Here is a 19,182-nt window from a genome sequence, read left to right on the forward strand (position 1 = left end):
GGCTCTACCCGGAGTTAACCACATGTTAGAGATTACCAACCTCGTAAAGCGTTACGGGCAAAATGAGCCTGTGCTTAAAGGCCTGAATCTGACGGTCGAGGGTAGCAGTGTTGTATCCATCGTCGGCGCCTCCGGCGCTGGTAAAAGTACCCTGCTGCGCTGTATCAACCGGTTGGTTGAGCCCACCTCGGGGTCGATCAAACTGAACGGCCACGAATTGGTCAATCTGCGAGGCAGCGAGCTGCGTCATTCCCGCCGGCGCATCGGCATGGTGTTTCAGGGCTTTAACCTGATCGACCGATTAACCGTCATGGAAAACGTGCTGTCCGGGCGCTTGGGTTATGTGTCTTTCTTTCAGGCGTTGACTCGTCGCTTCCCGCAATCCGATATTGACCGTGCGTTCAGCCTTATGGAGCGTGTGGGTATTGCTCACTACGCTGATAAACGTGCGGACCAGCTGTCGGGTGGTGAACGCCAGCGTGTGGCTGTGGTTCGAGCCCTGATGCAAGAACCGGAAATTCTACTGGCCGACGAGCCCACCGCCTCGCTGGACCCGAAAACCTCGCAACAAATCATGAGCCTGCTGCAAAGCCTGGCCAGTGAAATGTCCTTGCCAGTACTGATTAACATTCACAACGTCACGCAAGCCCGCATGTACACCGACCGCATTGTCGGTATGCGTCACGGGCAAATGATTTTTGACGGCGAACCCAAAGACTTCAACCAGGACGCCCTCGATGCCATCTACGGCGGCATTGAATCACCGGAAGAAGATGCCGGTGAACCCGCATCCCCAACCGAGGAGGCTTCCGCATGACATCCGGCAGAACTGCATCCGATACAACATCGGGCAGAGTCTGGAAAAAGCCCCCTTTTATAGCCAATCCCTGGATTCGCTATGGCTTGGGCGTGATCATCCTGGCCTACCTGTACTGGGCGTTCTCCACTTTGCCATTTGACTGGCAGCGCATTGCCGAAGGCTTGCCCCGAGCAGGCAAAATTTTTGGCGGCGCTTTCCCTCCCAGCTTTGAACGCGCCGAGTTGTTATGGACAGGTTTCAAAGAAAGCTTCCAGATCGCTTTTTTGGCCACCCTGCTTGGCGTTCTGCTGTCCATACCCATCGCGGTGATGGCGGCTCGTAACGTCGCTCCGCTGCCTGTGTATCTGGTAGGCCGCACGCTCATTATCGTCTCCCGCAGCTTTCACCCGGTGATCGTCGCCATTCTGTTCGTTGCGGCTGTGGGCTTTGGCCCCATGGCGGGCATTCTTACCCTAACCCTGTATTCCATCGGGTTTGTGGCCAAGCTACTGGCGGAAGAGATTGAAGAAATCGACTGGGGCCAAGTAGAAGCCATGCGCTCTGTGGGTGCGGGGTACATGAAAATTCTGGTGTATGGAGTTTTCCCGCAGATCATGCCACGCCAGATCGGCCTGTCTATGTACCAGCTCGACAGTAACCTTCGCGCGTCGGCCGTGGTTGGCATTGTTGGTGCCGGTGGTATCGGTGGCACCTTGATGAATGCGTTCGGACGTTACGATTACGATTTCGCTTTTGCCATTCTGTTGATGATCATTGCGATCATTCTGGTCAGTGAAGGCTTGAGCGGATGGGTGAGGAAAAAAGTATGGTAGATCACGCAGCTAAACTGACCGACCGAGTGTGGTCGCGTTACAACCGTAAAGAACAGCTTACGCGCTATGTGGTCTACCTGGTCACCCTGATCGCCGTTGTCTGGGCCGTAAGCGACATCGACATCTTTTGGCCCTGGGTATGGGATGCCCCGAACCAGATCCAAAGTTTAGGCGCACGCATGTGGCCACCGGAGTTCAGCAAATGGGATGCGATTTTCTCCGCCATGCTGGAAACCGTCCACATCGCCACGCTGTCTACCATGCTGACAATCTTCATCGCCTTGCCAGTGTCTTACATTGCGGCGCAGAACACCACGCCCAACAAGGCAACCCTGTGGCTTGGCCGGTTCATTCTGGTTTCCAGCCGCTCGGTGAACACCATCATCTGGGCACTTCTGTTCGTAGCCATTTTTGGCCCCGGTGTGCTGGCCGGCATCTTGGCGGTGATGTTCCGCTCTGTGGGCTTCATCGGCAAGCTGATGGGCGAAGCGATTGAAGAGATTGATCGCCGCCCGGTTGAAGCCATGGAAGCGACCGGCGCCAGCAAAATGAAAGTGGTGCTGTACGCAATTGTGCCGCAGGTTATGCCGGCCTTCTTTGCCATCATCATTCTGCGCTGGGACATCAACATCCGCGAATCCACGGTGTTGGGTTTGGTGGGCGCCGGTGGCATCGGGGTACTGCTGCAAGGCTCTATAGACATGTTCGCCTGGCAAACCGTTGCAACCATCCTGCTTGCCATTGTTGTATTGGTCATTTTAGGCGAGGCGCTGACCAGCGTCCTGCGTAAGAAAGTGATCTGACCTTGAAGTGCTTGTCGCCTGAACCCTTTTGGGCGACAAGCACTCACGCTGTGAACTGGAATCCCCCTTCTATGAAAGACCTTATCGATTTTGGCACTGCCGACATTCTGTTCACCGATGTGGACGACACACTCACCACCGGTGGCCGGCTGTTGCCAGAAACCTATCTTGCCCTCTGCCGTTTGGCCGAAGCCGGCATTAGCATCATCCCGGTAACCGGTGGCTGTGCAGGCTGGTGCGATCAGATCATTCGCACCTGGCCCGTTAAAGCGGTGATTGGCGAAGGCGGTGCCTTCTATGCCGAGCGCACAGCCCCACAGACTGTTGCCTGGCACTTTTGGGAGAACGAAGCCAAGCACCGCCGCGACCAACAAGCCATTCTGGACGCCGTTTCCGCTCTGCAATTGGACTTCGAGCCCAAGCTGGCCACCGACCAATCCTTCCGCTTTGTAGATGTGGCGGTGGACTATAACCAGCAGGAATCACTAACACCGGAACAGGTGAAAGCCATACACGACCCACTGGTGGCTCAAGGATTCAGTGTTCGGCAAAGCTCAATCCACATCAACATCTGGCTCGGTGAGTTCGACAAATCCACCATGTCCCTTCGGGTCGGCCAAGAGTTGTTGGGGCTGGATGTCGAAGCTGTACAGAAACGAGCCATCTTCATTGGTGATGCGCCGAACGACGAAAGCATGTTCCGCAACTTTCCAATGAGCGTCGGGGTCGCTAACATTCGCAAGCATTTACCTGTGATGTCGCACCAACCGGCCGCGATTGCCAGCCAGCCATCGGGCTTGGGCTTTGCTGAAATGGCTGAGGTCTGGCTGCAACATCGCACTTGATTGAGCACGGAGTCTGATGAGCGCCAAAGAACGCCAGCGTTGCATCCTTGAATGGGTGCATGAACAGGAGCATGTCGAAGTTGAAGACATTGCGCAGCGTTTTGGCGTGACCACGCAAACCATTCGACGTGACATCAACAAAATGTGCGAGCAGGGCTTATTGCGGCGCCGCTACGGCGGTGTCAGCTTGCCCGCCAAGCCAGTGCAAACCCTAGCCGCCTTACCCGAAGCGCCTGTTGCCAACCTGCTCGCCAAACAGCAAATAGCCAGCCGCGTTGCCGCCGACGTACCGGAAGGTGCCACGGTCAGTCTTGGGGTAGGCAGCACCATAGAGCTGATTGCCCAAGCACTGCTTGGTCACAAGGCACTGCGTATATTAACCAACAACTTTCGGGTGGCGGCCGCACTTTCGCCGAACCCCGGCATTGAAGTGATTGTGTCGGGGGGCATATACCGCCACGCCCATCACGATGTGGTGGGGCCGGAAGTGACAAACTTCTTTAGTTCTTTCACCACCGACTTCGGCATTGTGAGTACCGGCAGCATGGATTTGGTCCACGGCCTGATGGATCACGAAATCCGCGAAGCGGAGGTCAGCCGGGCCATCATTGCTAATACCAAAACCCGCTTACTGGCTGCTGACCACAGCAAGTGGACCCACGATTCCCACTGCAAAGTCGCCTCGTTCAACTACGTGGACCGCTTTTATACCGACAAGATTCCGAACAAGAAGCGAGTCGGCCTGCCCGGGTCTATCGAGATCATCGAATGCAATTTCGAAAATAATTGTAAAAAACCTTTGCAACGGCTCTGAATTCGCGTACCTTGTCTCTCGTTGGAAAGATTTAGCAAAGCATTTCACGAATAAGACCTTTCAAGTAGTCATACTTCTAGTCCTGTTTTTGACCCTGCACGTTTTTATGTTTCCGCATTTCGCTGATCAAAGATCACAACGATCTCTTGGCGGCAAATTATTGATTAAAATCAGGTTATTTATTATGTCTACAGTTACCGGCACCGTTAAGTTCTTCAACGAAGCAAAAGGTTTTGGCTTTATCACTCGTGAAAGCGGCCCAGACGTTTTTGTTCACTACAGCGCTATTCAAGGCGGCGGATTCAAGACTCTGGCTGAAGGCCAGCAAGTAGAGTTCACCGTAACTGACGGCCAGAAAGGTCCTCAGGCAGAGAACGTTGTAGGCCTGTAATTAACAGGGACAACGTAATCTAAAAAAGGCAGCCTAGGCTGCCTTTTTTTATTGCGATCAGAATACTCTACTACTTCTTCAGACTGATCTGTCTTGAACCCGTGGGGAACGTTTGCCCACTCTTGCCCTTACCTACTTGCTCAACAGTACCACCCGCCTTTAAAAACGCAGCGGTCTGTTCTTCAATCGTGGCTGAAGTTAAAGTCGCTTTTTCGTTTTTCTTACTCATTATAATTACCCCTTCCACTTCGCTTTATTTACCAACCTAAGCTTCTATAGTATAGGATCTGGAAATAAATTGTTTGAAATATAAACAAAACAATAAAGTAAAAGAAAACTAGAGCGCATCCAGATAACCCCAACGCGACAACTGCCCCATCTGCCTCTGTATCCACGATACGCGTTCTTGCACATAAACCGAGGGAGCACTTACGCTCAACACCTTGGGGTTGGGTAATACCGCAGCCAACTGTGCCGCCTGGCGAGCAGACAACACACCAGCGGGAATGCCGTAGTAAGCTCGGCTGGCAGCCTGCACGCCATAGATGCCCGTGCCGAATTCTGCGATGTTCAGGTACACCTCAAGAATGCGCCGTTTTGGCCAAAGCGCATCAATGGTCAGCGCCAAGCCGGCCTCAATGGCCTTTCGCACGAAGCTCCTGCCGTTCCACAGAAACAAATTCTTGGCCGTTTGCTGGGTAATGGTACTGGCACCCCGCAACCCCTCACCGGCCTGATACTCCGACACTGCTTTTTGCACCGCCTGAAAATCGACCCCGTGGTGTTCTAGGAACCGTTGATCTTCACTGGCCATCACTGCCAAGGGCATCCAGTCTGAAATTTCCGACAGGGGCACCCATTGGTGCTGCAGCGCAGGCTTCGCATCGCTTAGCTGGTAACTCAGCATAAAGGCGCTCGTGGGCGGGTTTACAAATCGAAACAACAAAATCACGGAAAAAATCAATGCCACCGCACCTGCTGCGCACCAAAGAAAAAGCCGCAGTATTCTTTGCGCAAAGGAATTCTTGGTCTTTTTTTTCATTCGCTTTCCTAATTAGCTCCCCCCAAATGGGGGCAGTTTATGAAAGTTTATCCATGTTAGCTTTCCAGAGCCCCTTCAGCGGCAGTTTTCTTAAAAAGGAGTTTTTATGAAAGAATTCAAGAACTGGGCTCTGACAGCAGTTATTTCCTCTATCGCCTTAACGGGATGCAGCGGCAGCAGCTCATCCGGCGGCGGCTCATCATCAACACCCCCACCCGCAGGCGAGAACGATACCGGCGTGTTCGTTGACAGTGCCGTAGCAGGTATTAACTATGCAACATCGCCTAGCGGACAAACAGGCCAAACCAACAATCTGGGTGAATACAAGTATCAAGCCGGTGACAAGGTAACGTTCAGTGTCGGTGGCATCAACCTGCCACCCGTGACTGCAACCGGTCGCATTACTCCCGCAGATATGGGCAGCGGCACCGCCAACTGGAATGAAGACCAAACAGTCATCAACATATTGCGCCTGCTACAAACACTGGATGACGACGGTGACCCAGGTAACGGCATTAACATCCTTCCTGCAGTGCACACCGCGCTAAAAGACGTTGCCCTCGACCCGAGCCTAAGCGAATCCGACTTCGAAACTCAGGCCAATACGGCACTTCAGGGCACCAACAAAACCCTGATCGACAAAACCGCTGCGATAGCCCACTTCCAAGCTTCACAGAATGGCGAGCTCACCGGCAGCTGGAAGTTCGTTGAGCCAAACGGCAACGTCAACGTTCTGACCTTCTTCAACGGCGACCAATATCTGATCGTTCATCGCGATGCCGATGACGGTGACCAGCAAGCTGGAACCGGCGAATACGGCACCTACGATTGGGATAACGCATCAGGTGACCTTAACCTGACCGTACTCAGCGATTCCGACCGCAGCGGCGGCCTGGCAGACGTCAATGAAACCGCTACCTGGACCATGAAACTGGTGAACGGCGGCCTGGAACTCACCTCGACCGGTGATAACGAACAAGTTGTCTTCGAACCGATTCGAAACGAGCGCGATAGTCTGGTGGGCAGCTGGTACCTTGGCGAGGGAGAAATTGACGGCCAAAACGCTCACAACGTGTTGACCATTCTGGACGACAACAATTACGTAATAGCACACAACCTAAATCAAGAGACTTACGGCAGCAGCCCTGTCGGAGTTTCCTCCGAATGGGGGAGCTACAGCTTCGACGGCGAGACCTTTGCGGTCAGCAACGTCACCGTCGATCTGGACGGACCAGGCGGTTTCTACGACAACCCGGCCAACGATGGCAACGGCCCGGTAAACGGCCCCGCCATCTTGCATCCCACAGGCGAGCTGACATTAACTGATAATGCCAACAGCCAGGACAACTTCACACTGGTGCGCTTGGGCCGATACGCGGTTGATCTTCGGGATTTCGAAGGTGACACCAAGCCTGTTTACGTAGAAGCCGACCTCTACCCGGGCGACATGGCTAAGGAAAGCTACTTCTTCGCTTTCAGCGATTTGGTTGAGCCCGGCCAAGAAGGCACTTACGACCTGGAGTTTTCGTCCAGCCAGCGTATTACCGTGGATCTTCGCACGGAAAATGGTGAGCGTACTGGCCAGATGCAATTCGATAGCTCCGGCGAGGACAACGTAGCGGGCACTTGGGATGTCAGCACCTCTGGCGCGCTTGTGTTCACCGAAACGGACGGCACATCCGGCGACTATGGCCACTGGCGCTTCCTGAAGGTTGAAGGCGAAGACGCCCGGTTCCTGGTACATCTTGATGGTGTTGACCCGCTCGAACTTCAGTTCATCACAGACATTGATGACCAACCCATTAAATAACAACCAAAATTGAAAAACCTCCATCCCGGTGCAATGACAAAGCATGCTCGGGATGGGGCTTACATCAGCCTAACGCCCTGACTAGCGCACCAACCAGCTCCGCCTGGCGGCGATAACCATTCTTCGCCAGAAGATTCTTCACATAACCTCTGACGGTATGCACAGATAATCCTTCCGCTTCAGCAACCTCATTAATACTCAACCCGTGCATCAAATGCCCTGCCGTAATCGCTTCGGCATGCGTGCAGCTAAAAAGCCGTTTGAGTTTGCCGATATCGGGTGCTCGTGTTGCAGAGAAAGGAACCAGCTCTACCAGAGCACCGTATTGGCCGAGCGCCTCCGCAGAATCAAGTTCCGCTTCCATCGATAATGGGGTAACACAGACGGCCAATCGCTCATCACCCGACTGATCAAACAGCGCGATCATGTCCTGAATACCGTCCCGGGCATTGAAAATGCTCGTCAGAATGGCATCATTCAGTTGTCGGTTAAATCCTTGGTGCCGACTTTGCAGACGCACATCGCTTTGTTCGGTAACGAACAAGCGAGGATGGGAACTCAGCACCGCGTCTGCTGCGGCGTTGCAGCGCACCACACGAGCCATTTCATCCAGCACGATCATGGGTTTGCCAACCTGATCCAATGCCATCGCCAAGGTTTCGTGCTGAGTTCGTGACTGATAAATCTTATGGAACAAACCAACTGCATTTTCAATGTGCGGGGCCAGCATGTTCATCTGCATAAGCTCTGTCGATGTATAGTGGCCTTCATCTCGATGACGGTTCGCCAGAAACACCACCTTGGCAGCGGGCCCCTCACTGACCAGCATACCGGCACTATCACCAAGCCCCACGGCCTTTACCCATTCACGGGTTTCCCCGTTAACCACGCTTAGAATATCTACGTCGGGATTGCAGCCGGCTAACGAATCAAACTGTCGTGGGGGTAGCGCGCTGAAATGCAACAGCGCGTCGTCTTTTGCTGCCAAGCCACTGTTTAAAAACCATTGCTCGAACCCTTCCGGGTATCCGAAGGTCCAGCCGTATGCCATCTGCATAGGTTCGTGGGTCAACCCTAGAATCCCCCCCTGAAGACACCGGAACTGTTTTCGGAATTCATCAAAGAAAGGCTGGAAGCCTTGGTTGGTATGCAAACAGCGGTACAAGATGGTGACGAGCCGGTTATAACCCTCAAACTCTCCTGCTTTGATGTTCAGCGAATCCGTTATCACCCTGGTCACAACAGCAGCCCTTCATTCCCTTTAACAGCTAGACATAAGGAGCTTTTCGAAGGCGTTTCGCGCATGGTGAATTCAAGTCCCTCGAATCACTCCGGGTCTTTTATTGTTTATATTAGAACGAGTTTTCAGATCGGCCACTGCAAATTCGCCGATCGCTCCTACACCTCGTTGGCTTTCCGGTATTGACCCCGATAATCAAAAATACGCTCTTGCACCTGCCAATAATGCTTGTGCTTACGGGCAATGACGAAATCAGGCGCTGGCATCAAAGCCTCCGATTCAAGCACGTGTTCGACCTTGCTGAACTCTTTGGGTGCCTGGCCGTTCGCGTAACGCCGCCCGAAGAGTTTATTGAAAACGCTGCGCTGCGCCGGTCTGCCGAAGTCGAACGACTCGTTCAGTTCTTCCCCGTCTTCGCCATGGTAAGTGATTTTGAGCTTATCGCCCTTGGCCGATGAGGTCACACCGGCACAGCGGATGACCATGGCGTTCTTGAGCCTCAGGGCATCCCGCAGCTGATCGTCCGGGTCGATGATCGCGCCTTTGCACTGATGGCAGTTGCGGGCGGCAATGTCGTTCTCGGCACCGCAGTGCGGGCACGCTTTGAACCGGAAACGGTAATCGCATTGCTCGGGGCGTTCGTTCTGCGTTGACGGCCCGCCTTCTTCCGCAGGCTCCAGCAGGCCTTGGCAGCGGCGACCGTAGTGTTCAATAACCCGGCCTTCGCTGTCGGTTTTTCCCCAGAAAATATTGGCGAACCCACACCCCGGGCAAAACACCTGCACCGGCTCGCTGTCGGGATCCGGCTTTTTCTCGCCCACTTCCGGGTGATGCAAATTCACGCTGTTGCCCGCGTAATCAATCACCAGACAATCCTGCTTGCCGTCATCCAAACGCAGACCGCGGCCGACGATTTGCTGGTACAGGCTGACAGACTGGGTAGGCCTAAGAATGGCGATGAAATCCACATGAGGCGCGTCGAAGCCGGTAGTAAGCACCGACACATTCACCAGATACTTCAACTGTCGCTGCTTGAAGCGCTGAATCAGCGAATCCCGCTCAGCCAGATCCGTCGCGCCGGTAATCAACGCGGTTTCCTGATCCGGCAAGTAGCCCGTAATCTCCTTCGCGTGCGCCACCGTGGCCGCGAAAATCATCACCGCCTTACGCTCAGCGGCCAGCTCCATTACCTGCTCGATAATGGCTCGGGTAACGCGCTGATGTTTGCTCAGTAACTCGTTCACATCCTTCTCGGCGTATTCGCCAAAACGGTCCTGCGCCAGCGTAGAAAAATCGTACTGCGCGACTGCCGCATTCACCAGTTCCGGCTTGGTGAGATACCCGCGATTGATCATATAACTGAGCGGCAGCTCGTAAATGCAATGCACAAAAGGTTTGTCTTGCTCACTGCGCACAAAGCCCCGGTAGTGATAGCGGTAAATCCAGCCCATGGCCAGCCGGTATGGCGTGGCGGTTAGCCCTAGCACTTTGAGGGAATCGTTCTGCTGCTTCAGCAACTCGATAATGCGCTGATACTGGCTGGTGTCCTCGCCGCTTACGCGATGGCATTCGTCGATGATCACCAGCGAGTATTCATCTTTGAACTGATCGAGATTCGCTGAAACCGACTGCACGCTGGCAAAGGTGACCTGATGCCGGTTGTCCTTGCGCTTCAGCCCGGCGGAAAAAATCCCGCCCGTTAACCCATAGCTCTCGTACTTGGCGTGGTTCTGCTCCACCAGCTCTTTTACATGAGTCAGCACCAGAATCTTGCGCTTGGCCAGGCGCGCCAACTCCGCAATCACCAGGCTTTTACCCGCACCGGTTGGCAGCACGATCACCGCAGATTCATCCGATTTACGGAAATGCTTCAGCGTAGCCTCGACGGCTTCTTGCTGGTAGGGGCGCAGTTTGAAGGGGGCGTTCATGGGCATGGGCTTAATCGTTGAATGGCCAAAACTCTCTTTACAGCGGTTCGACGTGAGGAATTACAGATTGGAATCCGGCTCAATAAACAGCCTGATGTAAACCAAATACCCCGAAAACAAAACCAACGGAGCCGTGTACCAAAGGTACGCCAGCTTTCCCGCACCCATTCGATACAGCACAATCACAACGATCGCACTGACAATACAGCTTGCAGGCACGGAGTACATGGCCGAATCCAACACCGACGAATCAAACGGCGAGATCCGGTGAGTGCTGCCAACAGCACTGAACGCGAACACCACCAACATAAACATCATATATGCCAGAAGAAACTGGCCAACCGTGCCTGCTACTACCCACCCAAAAGCCATTAGTCACTCCTTTTACTATTTGATTATCCGGCAACTACCCAACGCGTGTGCGTGCAGATACTCACAAAACGCCTTTACGTCAGGATTAGTGAACTCGCTGGAAATAAACTCACCCGGAATCAGACCTTCATCCCATCGGCTGGTCACCAGAGTATGGGGGTACGCTTCATCGCGGGGATAGATCTGCACCACCGCTTGGCTCTGATGGATATAAAGATCGCGAAGTTCTTTCGTGCAACGAAGGGCACTAGGGTCAGGGTAGACATTGCACTGGTAACCCGCCTCGCTGAAGAACTCACTCGCCGCCGAGAACAGCGTAGTTGCCCGCAAAGAAGAAGCGGCCGCCGGATGAATGCTTCTGGCCACATCGCTGACGACATTCGTGCAGCCGGCTACGAGTGAGAGGGAGAAAAACAGCAGAGCGTTAAATTTATACACAAAAGAGCCTAATCGTTAAGTGATATCCGGCGTTCGAGGTCACCATCTCGAGTTGATAAGCACCGTTCCCTGAACTTAAATCAAGAGATCATCCGGCACTCCATATGTCGTGGCAGCTCGTTCTCCTTTATCAAACCAACGCCATGGAGAGAGGCTGCGATGAAGCATCCATAGCGGACATATCCCCCGCGCTAAGCATCTTATACGAAGGAGAGTACTATGAAAAAGCTCCATGCACTTGCGCTCTATGCTCTGATCACACCGTTCATAGCCTTGGGCTCAACCGGCTTGCTCGCCGCCCATCACGGCAATGAGAATAAGGACTTGGGTGAGCAGGATATGGATAAACACGCGAAACAGGGAAGCCAGGATTCTGAGCGGCACGAAGAGTCCACAAAATCGAAATACAATGCCGGCGACCCCACAGGCAAAGCTGACGAAATGGACCCGAAAAAAGACGGCCGCTCCGATATGAAAAAGAAAGATAAAATGAAAATGCGGTCGGCGGATGACATGGCAAAGGAAGAATAGAGCGTTCCTGGTTTATCTCAGGTCATCGATTACCGCAGCACGAAAACAAGAAGGGCAAGGAACAATGTAATATTCAGCGCCCAGATGATCATAGACACCCGCCCTCGCGGGCTCAATCGTTTGATGGGGTTAGTCATAGTTAAAGCGCTCCGACAAAATACGGTGCGAGGGCGTGCCTCTTTTGATCAAGTGATCTTCAACGCCGTCCATCATGCCCCTCGGGCCGCACATCACGAACAGCCACTCGCTGAACTCCGTCTCTGAAAACACCCGATCCAGCAGCGCGGCATCGATAAGGCCGACCTCTCCGGGCCAGGCTTTCGGCGGTTCTGACAACACATAAACCACATCGCCCGCATTCAGCTCATCGCGATAAGCAATCTGCTCGATCACCCGATTGCCATAGAGCACCCTCACCTTGCGCGAATCGTCGCTCAGCCGCAGCTGCCTGAGCATACTCAGCAGCGGAGCCAAGCCAACGCCACCGGCAATAAATGCAATCCCGGGCTCAGTACGCCCCTGCACGGAAAGATTGCCATAAGGGCCATCGAGATACGCACCGGTTCCGGGTTTTATCTGGCCGATGGTTCGTGTGAAATCGCCGAGTTCTCGGATCATAAAAGATAGCTCCGAGCCACTTGCCGGTGCCGAGCAAATGGAAAACGGATTCTCTTTTATCGAGAACGGGTTGTGGCCCACATTCAGCCAGACGAATTGCCCTGCTTTGTAGTCAAAACCACGGTGACCATCCGGTTTTACAGTCAATTCCCACTGCTCTGGTGTCAATTGAGTCACGGAAGTCACGCGCCAGGGCCGTGCATTCTGCAGAAGGGGCACCAGCAGGTAAACCGTAAGTAACGACCCGACAGAATGAACTCCATGAGCACCATGGAGAAAGCCAGTATGCCAAGGCCAGACGCCAGTTCCTTGTGAAACTGGCGAGGCGGCCCGCCGACCGAGGCAGACAAGATCAATGGAAAGGTGACAGCAACAAGGTAAGCAATGATCAAACAGAACGCTTTCATCTACCTTGCCTCGTTTACTTCCCCCGACTATTTAATCTAGTCTGCCTAAGAAGTCTTGGCAAAGAGGTGGCCGTTAGTACACGCCTCAGTGACGCCCGCCCGCAGCTCATTCGAAACGTGCTTTGTCATCAATATTTGCGTGGCGTTAACTTGAGCGTACCTTGGTTATACACAGGAGCTGACCGAGGCGTGGCACAACCGACCAGTGTCTGTTGCATCCTGGATCCAGCATCCCAATCCCGGTTCAGGGCCGCCAGACTGGCTCGGTCAGCACAGCTGGAATTCCGAAAATCCACCATCATCTGCTCTCGCGATACTCGGGCGCTATCGGGTACCTTGATTTTTCGGTGCTCCAGATTAGCTAAGGCCTGCTTAGCTTCCTCTTTCTTGTAAACCGCCGTCATAAACGTATCGAAGGAATCATTATTCACTGCCCCACGCTGATCGACCAAAACCTCGCTTTCCTTTGCAACGGCTTCAGCCTTTCTGCGCGCTGTTTCTGCCTGCTCTTGCAACACCGTATGCAACCAGCTTTTCACAGCCCAAAGATTGATAGATGCCGAACGCACAGAGCTGCCCCATTTATTTGCATGCGAGCCGCTCCATGAAAAAGCATTGCTGTTTTGTATGGCCCTCGTTTCATAGGCTGCAAGCATATCGGCATACAGTTTTTTCGCAGTATCCGGATGCTCATGACGGTTGGTCAGATCGTTCCAAAACAACTCGCGCCACAACGGACTGGAAGGAAAATTAAAGCTCGGTTTATCAGATCCCGCCGCTCTCATAATACCCGCATCACACACGAACAGTGATGAGCTGTTAATCGGCAGCCCAGGTGCCAGAGGGTAGGCAATATCCACATCGGAAAGCGTGATATCCCGTAATACAGAAGGAGGCAGTTTCCCCGCGCCAAAAGAGCCTTCGGCTGCCCCCGTGAGCCCCGCATCAAACCCATCGTCTCCAGCCGCAACAGACAACAGTTTCCAGGCCGCCACACAGGTGTATACCGGTTCCCCAACAAGCACCCCAAGAGTAAGCCGACTTTCAACCTGAACAACCGCGGAGTAACCGGTGGTGTCATCTTTCACCGTGATCTGATCCGCGCTGAAGCTCACCGTATGGGGCCCCGCCGTCGGGGGAATAACCGCAGCGTGCACCACCGAGAAAGAGAGACAATAACCGAGTGCCATAAACAAGACGCGTTTGATCTTCAGGAATCGCCCCAGATAAACACCGTACATGGTCATAGGTAAGCCTCCGCTTCAGCCGCATAAGCCATATGGCGAGAATCCTTTAGATACATCTGAGCTGCTTTGCGGGCATTATCGGTGTCCCCGACCCGGGACAGGGCCTTGGCAAAATGAAAATAGAAGGTATCCGGTAGCTGAATCCTCAACGCCTGAATCTTGAAGAACTGCTGAACCGCACATTTGTAGTCAGACTCATTCATACACGAGCGGATCTGGTGAACATAATGGGTATACAGTTCCGGCTTGCTCAGCCAGCTTTCAGAAAAAAGATTGAGGCGGTCAAGTGTTGCTTGCTTGTAAAGAGAAGTGTGGGAGGTCGACACATCTCCCGCGCGCAATTCTCCATGAACAACGACAGATGTGGGCTTAAACGGAGCGCTTTCCAGCGCCTCTTTAAGATTAATCGAAGCCTTGCCACCGGATATACGCGGCTGAAACGTCTCACGCCACTCCCGTGCTTGATTGCTTGCGACTACCGAAACCTTCAATTCGGCAGACGGATGAGCAAGGTAACCGGAACGCGACTCCTGATCGATGACTCGAGCTACGGTCTTGTCGCCATTATCGTAAGGGCCAGACCACTCCCCCTCTCGGCCAAAACATTCGGAGGGCTTATCAAGGCAGATGAGCCAGAGAAATGGATTCAGAATGTATAAGAGATTCGGTTCTTTACTGTACCGAGAATAGTAAACCGGCTGGTCGTAGAGCACTTTTTGAACCAAATACGTCTGTTCCAGTTCCATCACATACCAGCCATCGCCCACGAACAATGTCGACGATTTAAAGGTTACATCCTTAACCGAAGTCTGCTTGGCTTCGTATTCCGGCTGCCAATCCTCAACCTGCGAAACACCATTACGCGTGTGTGAATGGGTAGTGCCGCAGCCCGTCAGTGCAAACAAGGTAAGGGAGAGCAAAACAGAAACAATTCGGGAGCTTGTCATTTTTTTATTAGGCCAAGTGTCCAGTATGCAACTGACGTGAGTAACGGACTGTTATATCCTAAAACCGTCACACACAGTTTTGTTTTATGTTTTTATTCTGTGCACATATTCAACCACGCCCACGCGCAAGTGTCATCTGCCGCTGTTCAGCTTTTCGCAACGCTCGCTCTTTATCAAGAATGCTCTTCCAATGGCTAGCGCGCTCATTGTCAGGCAAGGACAGTAAACCATCAAACAAGGCTCGTAATTCCTGTTTCAAACTTAGCACCTCTGGACCATCGTTACCGGTCAGCGTGGTGTTGCGTTTGGGGTTATACATAGTGCCAAACGCCCGCACATTAGCCCTTGCTTCGGTCAGAGTGTACTCGCCATTTGGTCCACCGCCCCACTGGTGGGTGTTGTCATCGTCTTCTCCGTCGTCCTCCCAAATACAAAGACAACAGATTTCGTAACGCCCTCTTTGCTTCAGCGTTGGATAGCCGCAACAAGGGCAAGGCACCCGCTCAACCTTCGTGCGTTTATTCAAAACAACGGGGCCGCCCGCCGCCATAAAGAATGCCCGACGCCGTTCAAATTCAACCGGACGCTCTTCACGCCAATCAGAGCTAGACACGACTCAGTGATGCCCACCCGGCCCATGGGCGTGGCCGTGGGCAATCTCTTCGGCATCGGCATCGCGCACTTCGATGATCTCGATATCGAAGGTCAGGGTTCTACCGGCCATCGGGTGATTGGTGTCCACATCCGCAAACTTAAGACCGACCTTGGCAACCACCACATGGCGCGGGCCCTGCTCGGTTTGAACTTGAGCAACCATGCCTTTCTTCCAGCGCTTGGCTCCCATCAAATGCTTCACCGGCACTCGTTGAATGGCATCCGGTTTGCGGGGCCCATAGGCTTTTTCCGGGCTGATGGTTACGCTGAAAACTTCGCCCGTTTCGCGGCCTTCAAGGGCTTCTTCCAAACCTTGGATAACACCGCCGTGGCCATGCAGGTAAGCATTCGGCTGACCTCCACGGGAGGTTTCAACAACGTTGTCCTGTTCATCACGCACACTGTAGTGGAACAAAACCACTTTATTCTTTTCGATTTGCATAAGATTCTCTGCAACGGTTAAAAGTACGGCATTATAACCAGCTGTGGCATCAGCGCCCTAAGACAACTGTTGCTCCAGTTCCATCGAGTTTTCCGGCACCGTCTCATGCTTCTCTTCAGAACGGCCAATCACTGAGGTAACTACCAAGTCCCCAGTGACGTTCATGGCCGTGGCGCCCATACCGACAAGTGCGTCAATCGATACCAGTAAGGCCACGGTTTCAATCGGCAGCCCTACCTGGGCAAACACCGTGGCAATCATGACGATACCCGCGCCCGGAACACCCGCGGTGCCGATAGACGCCAGAGTACCGATCAGCACAATTTCAAGCATGGTGACCAAATCCAGCGGCACCCCCACCACATTGGCCGCAAACACAGCGGAAATGGCAATACGGATCGCCGCGCCATCCATATTGATGGTGGCACCCAACGGCAAGCTGAAACCATAGATACGCTGCGGGATTCCCATACGACGGGCTGCGTTTAGCGTCAATGGCAGAGTCCCGGAACTGCTCTGGGTCGCGAAGGCCGTGGCGACCGGTGCCCGTGCTTCACGAATAAAGTCGCGTAGGCTAACACCATTCAGGCGCATCAGAACCGCATAAACCACCAACTGCACCGCCAGAGCGATGTACAACACCAACACCATATCGCCCAGCGCCAGTATCGTCGCCATACCCTGCGCACCGGCGGTACTGGCAACAATCGCAAACACGCCAATCGGCACGTATTGGAGAACCCCAGACATCACCTTCATAGTGACATCGTTCAGGCCAGACACCACGCCGTACAACTTTTCCGCCGATTCGCAGTGAGCATCTGACTCCCGCAGTTTCAGCAGGGCCACACCAAACACAATCGCGGTGAAAATAATCCCCAGCAGGTTCGGCTTGGCAAACGCTTCCACAATATTGGCAGGCACAATGTTCAACAGCACCTGTACAAAGCCCGGGTTATCCGGCACCTCGACGGTGGCCGACGACGATAATTCCAGACCATTACCGGGCTCGAATAAGGAAGCCACTGCCAGCCCCACCGCAATGGCCAGCGCCGAAGTCAGCACATAGAAACCCAGCAGCTTCCGGCCGACACGGCCCATGCTGGAAAGGTTGGCCTGATTGATTCCCACCATCAGGGTAAACAGCACAATCGGCACGATCAGAAACTTCAACAGCTTCAGCAACAGCTCCCCGAGCGGATTCAACCATTCGGCCACCACCGGCCCGCCGACAAGGCCGACCACCAAACCCAGAACCAACGCAATGCCAATGCGCAGCACCAGTGAAGACTTCAGATAAACATCAAGTACAGCTTTCATAGGGGCTCCCGTTAAACCCTGGCCCGTTAATGAGCAAGCGATTAAATACGTAAGGCGGGGGATTCTGGTCAGCACCGGGCTATGGGTAAACCGGTATTCCCACGTACGTTACGCACAGAAGCTGTGGATAAGATTGTTGGGAACCTAGGGTTAAACCGCCATAAGCCTTGTGGCGCAAGGGCTCGAAAGATTTGATGCAAAAATGGCCTATATATGAAGGCTATATGGATATAGAGAATCCGTCTCAACAGCGGCAACATGACCAACGGCGGGAACACGCCAAACCGCTGCCGGTCAAACCGAGCAACCGGGACGACCGCTTGTACCTAAACTACAGTCAGTCCATACAGGACCGATGGCTGGAGAATCCCGATGGGTTCATTCAGCAGGCGAACGCCAATTGGCCAGAAGTTCTTGAATAGTGGCCTCGAAGCGTCCAGCTCATCGAACGCTTCGATGTTCCAACCTGACAAGACCAACAGATTCTGGTTAGTACTGGCTTATCAATTAACCGGTATCACCACGAAGTTTACTCACAAAAGCTGTGGATAACTGTGTTGGGAACCTCGGGTTAACCACTCAAAAGCCCCGTGCTATGGGGGCTCGGGGAAATTGATGCTAAAACCGTCAACTTAGTTTAGGACGGGACACACAGATCAAATAGCAGGCTCGTCGCGTTTCAGCAGTTGCCCTTTTTCGCTTGGCCCGGTGGGCAGAAATGGCCACGAGACTTCTGGTAAGAACGGCGATCGTAATCGCGATCGTGTTCTCTGTGGTCTTTGGTGGTAATGGCTGCTCCCGTTGCCGCACCCACGGCTCCGCCGAGAATAGCGCCATCTCTGCCACCTACCTCGTTGCCAATGGCAGCCCCAATTGCGCCGCCAATACCGCCACCCAGCGCCGCATCGGCGGTTTCATCGGCAGCGGCTCCCAATGAGGCAGCACTCAGAGACAGAAATACGAGCAGTGATTTCATGTTCATGATCTTAATCCCCTGGTTCAGGTAGCCTGACCTGCCCGAGATGAAAGGCAGAAGAGCAGTTCTCCAGCGCCCCATCAGGCACTTTTCAGTTTTGAACCATTCGAGATTATCAGAAACACACGAGGGCGCGCCCTTACCTTTTATTTACATTTCAATACGTTACGATTATTTAACTAATACTTTTGGATTGCAGCCACTGATTAATCTGCGCCTGATTCATGGCACCGCTTTGGCGGGCGACTTCCCGGCCGTTCTGAAACAAAATCACGGTAGGAATACTGCGAATCGCAAACTGACCGGATGGCCCAGGCGCTTGTTCGGTGTTCAGCTTGGCAAAGCGCACTTTCCCATTCCAGTCTCTCGCAGCTTGCTCGAACTGGGGAGCCATCGCTTTACACGGGCCACACCAACTGGCCCAGAAGTCCACCAGCACGGGCACATCGCTGCGTTTTGTGTGGGCAGCAAAGCTCTGTTCCGTTAACTCCAGTACCTGATCTGGCCACAGCGGTTGTTTGCAGGCACCACAATTGCCGCCGGCTGACAGCTTGTCGGCAGGTACACGGTTCACTTTGTCGCAATGGGGACATACCAGGTGTCGAACGTTAGTCATGATGCATCTGCCTCTGATTGGTTAGTTGTAGGAATAATCAGGGCATAAGAAGAGAAATCAAGCAACGCGATAAGCTGCGGGACTGTCGTGCGGAGGCAACAGGGACGGC

Annotated in this window: 24 protein-coding genes; 9 read left to right on the forward strand and 15 right to left on the reverse strand. The window is 53.5% G+C overall.

The annotated features are described in order from the left end of the window. Window positions 1-22 precede the first annotated feature (22 nt). The 6 genes from phnC (at window position 23) to DOQ08_RS07545 (ending at window position 4,485) form a co-directional block, all read left to right on the forward strand. Window positions 23-817, forward strand: coding sequence for a phosphonate ABC transporter ATP-binding protein (phnC, locus tag DOQ08_RS07520; protein WP_114334291.1), 795 nt, complete (start codon window positions 23-25; stop codon window positions 815-817). Next, a complete protein-coding gene (gene phnE / locus DOQ08_RS07525; protein ID WP_114334292.1) occupies window positions 814-1,632 on the forward strand; it encodes a phosphonate ABC transporter, permease protein PhnE in 819 nt (272 codons plus the stop codon). The genes phnC and phnE (DOQ08_RS07525) overlap by 4 nt, the downstream gene beginning before the upstream one ends. After that, complete coding sequence (phnE, locus tag DOQ08_RS07530) at window positions 1,626-2,435, forward strand: phosphonate ABC transporter, permease protein PhnE (protein ID WP_114334293.1); 810 nt, start codon at window positions 1,626-1,628, stop codon at window positions 2,433-2,435. Before phnE (DOQ08_RS07525) ends, phnE (DOQ08_RS07530) begins: the two co-directional genes overlap by 7 nt. A gap of 71 nt (window positions 2,436-2,506) precedes the next feature. Then, on the forward strand, window positions 2,507-3,280 hold the full coding sequence (locus DOQ08_RS07535) for an HAD-IIB family hydrolase (RefSeq protein ID WP_114334294.1): 774 nt from the start codon (window positions 2,507-2,509) through the stop codon (window positions 3,278-3,280). Window positions 3,281-3,296: 16 nt separating this feature from the next. Then, on the forward strand, window positions 3,297-4,094 hold the full coding sequence (locus tag DOQ08_RS07540; RefSeq protein WP_114334295.1) for a DeoR/GlpR family DNA-binding transcription regulator: 798 nt from the start codon (window positions 3,297-3,299) through the stop codon (window positions 4,092-4,094). Between the two features lie 184 nt (window positions 4,095-4,278). Next, window positions 4,279-4,485 (forward strand): cold-shock protein, encoded by a 207-nt coding sequence (locus DOQ08_RS07545; protein ID WP_114334296.1) that lies wholly within the window; start codon window positions 4,279-4,281, stop codon window positions 4,483-4,485. 70 nt (window positions 4,486-4,555) lie between these two features. Here the strand turns inward: DOQ08_RS07545 and DOQ08_RS15945 are convergent, their stop codons facing one another. Both DOQ08_RS15945 and mtgA read right to left on the reverse strand, forming a co-directional pair. Further along, window positions 4,556-4,714, reverse strand: coding sequence for a hypothetical protein (locus DOQ08_RS15945; protein WP_165823629.1), 159 nt, complete (start codon window positions 4,712-4,714; stop codon window positions 4,556-4,558). Between the two features lie 108 nt (window positions 4,715-4,822). After that, window positions 4,823-5,527 carry a monofunctional biosynthetic peptidoglycan transglycosylase gene (mtgA, locus tag DOQ08_RS07550; RefSeq protein WP_114334297.1) on the reverse strand — a complete coding sequence of 235 codons (705 nt, stop codon included), beginning with the start codon at window positions 5,525-5,527 and terminating at the stop codon, window positions 4,823-4,825. A gap of 106 nt (window positions 5,528-5,633) precedes the next feature. Here mtgA and DOQ08_RS07555 point away from each other — a divergent pair, with 106 nt between their 5' ends. Continuing rightward, window positions 5,634-7,337, forward strand: a complete 1,704-nt coding sequence (locus DOQ08_RS07555; RefSeq protein ID WP_114334298.1) for a hypothetical protein — start codon at window positions 5,634-5,636, stop codon at window positions 7,335-7,337. Between the two features lie 64 nt (window positions 7,338-7,401). On the opposite strand, the gene DOQ08_RS07560 is transcribed toward DOQ08_RS07555, so the two are convergent. From DOQ08_RS07560 to DOQ08_RS07575, 4 genes are all read right to left on the reverse strand, one after another. Then, window positions 7,402-8,577 (reverse strand): helix-turn-helix transcriptional regulator, encoded by a 1,176-nt coding sequence (locus DOQ08_RS07560; RefSeq protein WP_114334299.1) that lies wholly within the window; start codon window positions 8,575-8,577, stop codon window positions 7,402-7,404. A gap of 158 nt (window positions 8,578-8,735) precedes the next feature. Then, complete coding sequence (locus DOQ08_RS07565; RefSeq protein ID WP_114334723.1) at window positions 8,736-10,505, reverse strand: DEAD/DEAH box helicase; 1,770 nt, start codon at window positions 10,503-10,505, stop codon at window positions 8,736-8,738. 60 nt (window positions 10,506-10,565) lie between these two features. After that, on the reverse strand, window positions 10,566-10,877 hold the full coding sequence (locus DOQ08_RS07570) for a hypothetical protein (RefSeq protein ID WP_114334300.1): 312 nt from the start codon (window positions 10,875-10,877) through the stop codon (window positions 10,566-10,568). A gap of 15 nt (window positions 10,878-10,892) precedes the next feature. Beyond that, window positions 10,893-11,315, reverse strand: a complete 423-nt coding sequence (locus DOQ08_RS07575; protein WP_114334301.1) for a hypothetical protein — start codon at window positions 11,313-11,315, stop codon at window positions 10,893-10,895. Between the two features lie 219 nt (window positions 11,316-11,534). Between DOQ08_RS07575 and DOQ08_RS07580 the strand changes: the two genes are divergently transcribed. Next, the gene (locus DOQ08_RS07580) at window positions 11,535-11,846 is read left to right on the forward strand and encodes a hypothetical protein (protein ID WP_114334302.1); all 312 of its coding nucleotides are present in this window, start codon (window positions 11,535-11,537) and stop codon (window positions 11,844-11,846) included. Between the two features lie 129 nt (window positions 11,847-11,975). Here the strand turns inward: DOQ08_RS07580 and DOQ08_RS07585 are convergent, their stop codons facing one another. The 7 genes from DOQ08_RS07585 to DOQ08_RS07615 all read right to left on the reverse strand — a co-directional run bounded on the left by DOQ08_RS07585 (window position 11,976) and on the right by DOQ08_RS07615 (window position 17,481). After that, entirely contained in the window at window positions 11,976-12,641 is a 666-nt protein-coding gene (locus tag DOQ08_RS07585) for a ferredoxin reductase domain-containing protein (RefSeq protein WP_133297160.1), read from the reverse strand. A 5-nt stretch (window positions 12,642-12,646) separates the two neighbouring features. Beyond that, window positions 12,647-12,871, reverse strand: a complete 225-nt coding sequence (locus DOQ08_RS07590) for a hypothetical protein (RefSeq protein WP_114334304.1) — start codon at window positions 12,869-12,871, stop codon at window positions 12,647-12,649. 128 nt (window positions 12,872-12,999) lie between these two features. Continuing rightward, window positions 13,000-14,118 carry a hypothetical protein gene (locus DOQ08_RS07595; RefSeq protein ID WP_114334305.1) on the reverse strand — a complete coding sequence of 373 codons (1,119 nt, stop codon included), beginning with the start codon at window positions 14,116-14,118 and terminating at the stop codon, window positions 13,000-13,002. Beyond that, window positions 14,115-15,065, reverse strand: coding sequence for a hypothetical protein (locus tag DOQ08_RS07600; RefSeq protein WP_114334306.1), 951 nt, complete (start codon window positions 15,063-15,065; stop codon window positions 14,115-14,117). The genes DOQ08_RS07595 and DOQ08_RS07600 overlap by 4 nt, the downstream gene beginning before the upstream one ends. 109 nt (window positions 15,066-15,174) lie before the next feature. Continuing rightward, window positions 15,175-15,678, reverse strand: coding sequence for a CPCC family cysteine-rich protein (locus tag DOQ08_RS07605; protein WP_133297161.1), 504 nt, complete (start codon window positions 15,676-15,678; stop codon window positions 15,175-15,177). Window positions 15,679-15,681: 3 nt separating this feature from the next. Further along, window positions 15,682-16,161 (reverse strand): FKBP-type peptidyl-prolyl cis-trans isomerase, encoded by a 480-nt coding sequence (locus tag DOQ08_RS07610; protein WP_114334308.1) that lies wholly within the window; start codon window positions 16,159-16,161, stop codon window positions 15,682-15,684. 57 nt (window positions 16,162-16,218) lie between these two features. After that, window positions 16,219-17,481, reverse strand: coding sequence for a dicarboxylate/amino acid:cation symporter (locus DOQ08_RS07615; protein WP_114334309.1), 1,263 nt, complete (start codon window positions 17,479-17,481; stop codon window positions 16,219-16,221). Between the two features lie 224 nt (window positions 17,482-17,705). Here DOQ08_RS07615 and DOQ08_RS07620 point away from each other — a divergent pair, with 224 nt between their 5' ends. Further along, complete coding sequence (locus DOQ08_RS07620; protein WP_133297162.1) at window positions 17,706-17,903, forward strand: hypothetical protein; 198 nt, start codon at window positions 17,706-17,708, stop codon at window positions 17,901-17,903. Window positions 17,904-18,160: 257 nt separating this feature from the next. Here the strand turns inward: DOQ08_RS07620 and DOQ08_RS07625 are convergent, their stop codons facing one another. Both DOQ08_RS07625 and trxC read right to left on the reverse strand, forming a co-directional pair. Continuing rightward, window positions 18,161-18,463 (reverse strand): glycine zipper domain-containing protein, encoded by a 303-nt coding sequence (locus tag DOQ08_RS07625; RefSeq protein ID WP_114334311.1) that lies wholly within the window; start codon window positions 18,461-18,463, stop codon window positions 18,161-18,163. Window positions 18,464-18,632: 169 nt separating this feature from the next. Beyond that, window positions 18,633-19,073, reverse strand: a complete 441-nt coding sequence (trxC, locus tag DOQ08_RS07630) for a thioredoxin TrxC (protein ID WP_114334312.1) — start codon at window positions 19,071-19,073, stop codon at window positions 18,633-18,635. Window positions 19,074-19,182 lie beyond the last annotated feature (109 nt).

Source organism: Marinobacter litoralis, assembly GCF_003336705.1.
Lineage (GTDB): Bacteria > Pseudomonadota > Gammaproteobacteria > Pseudomonadales > Oleiphilaceae > Marinobacter > Marinobacter litoralis.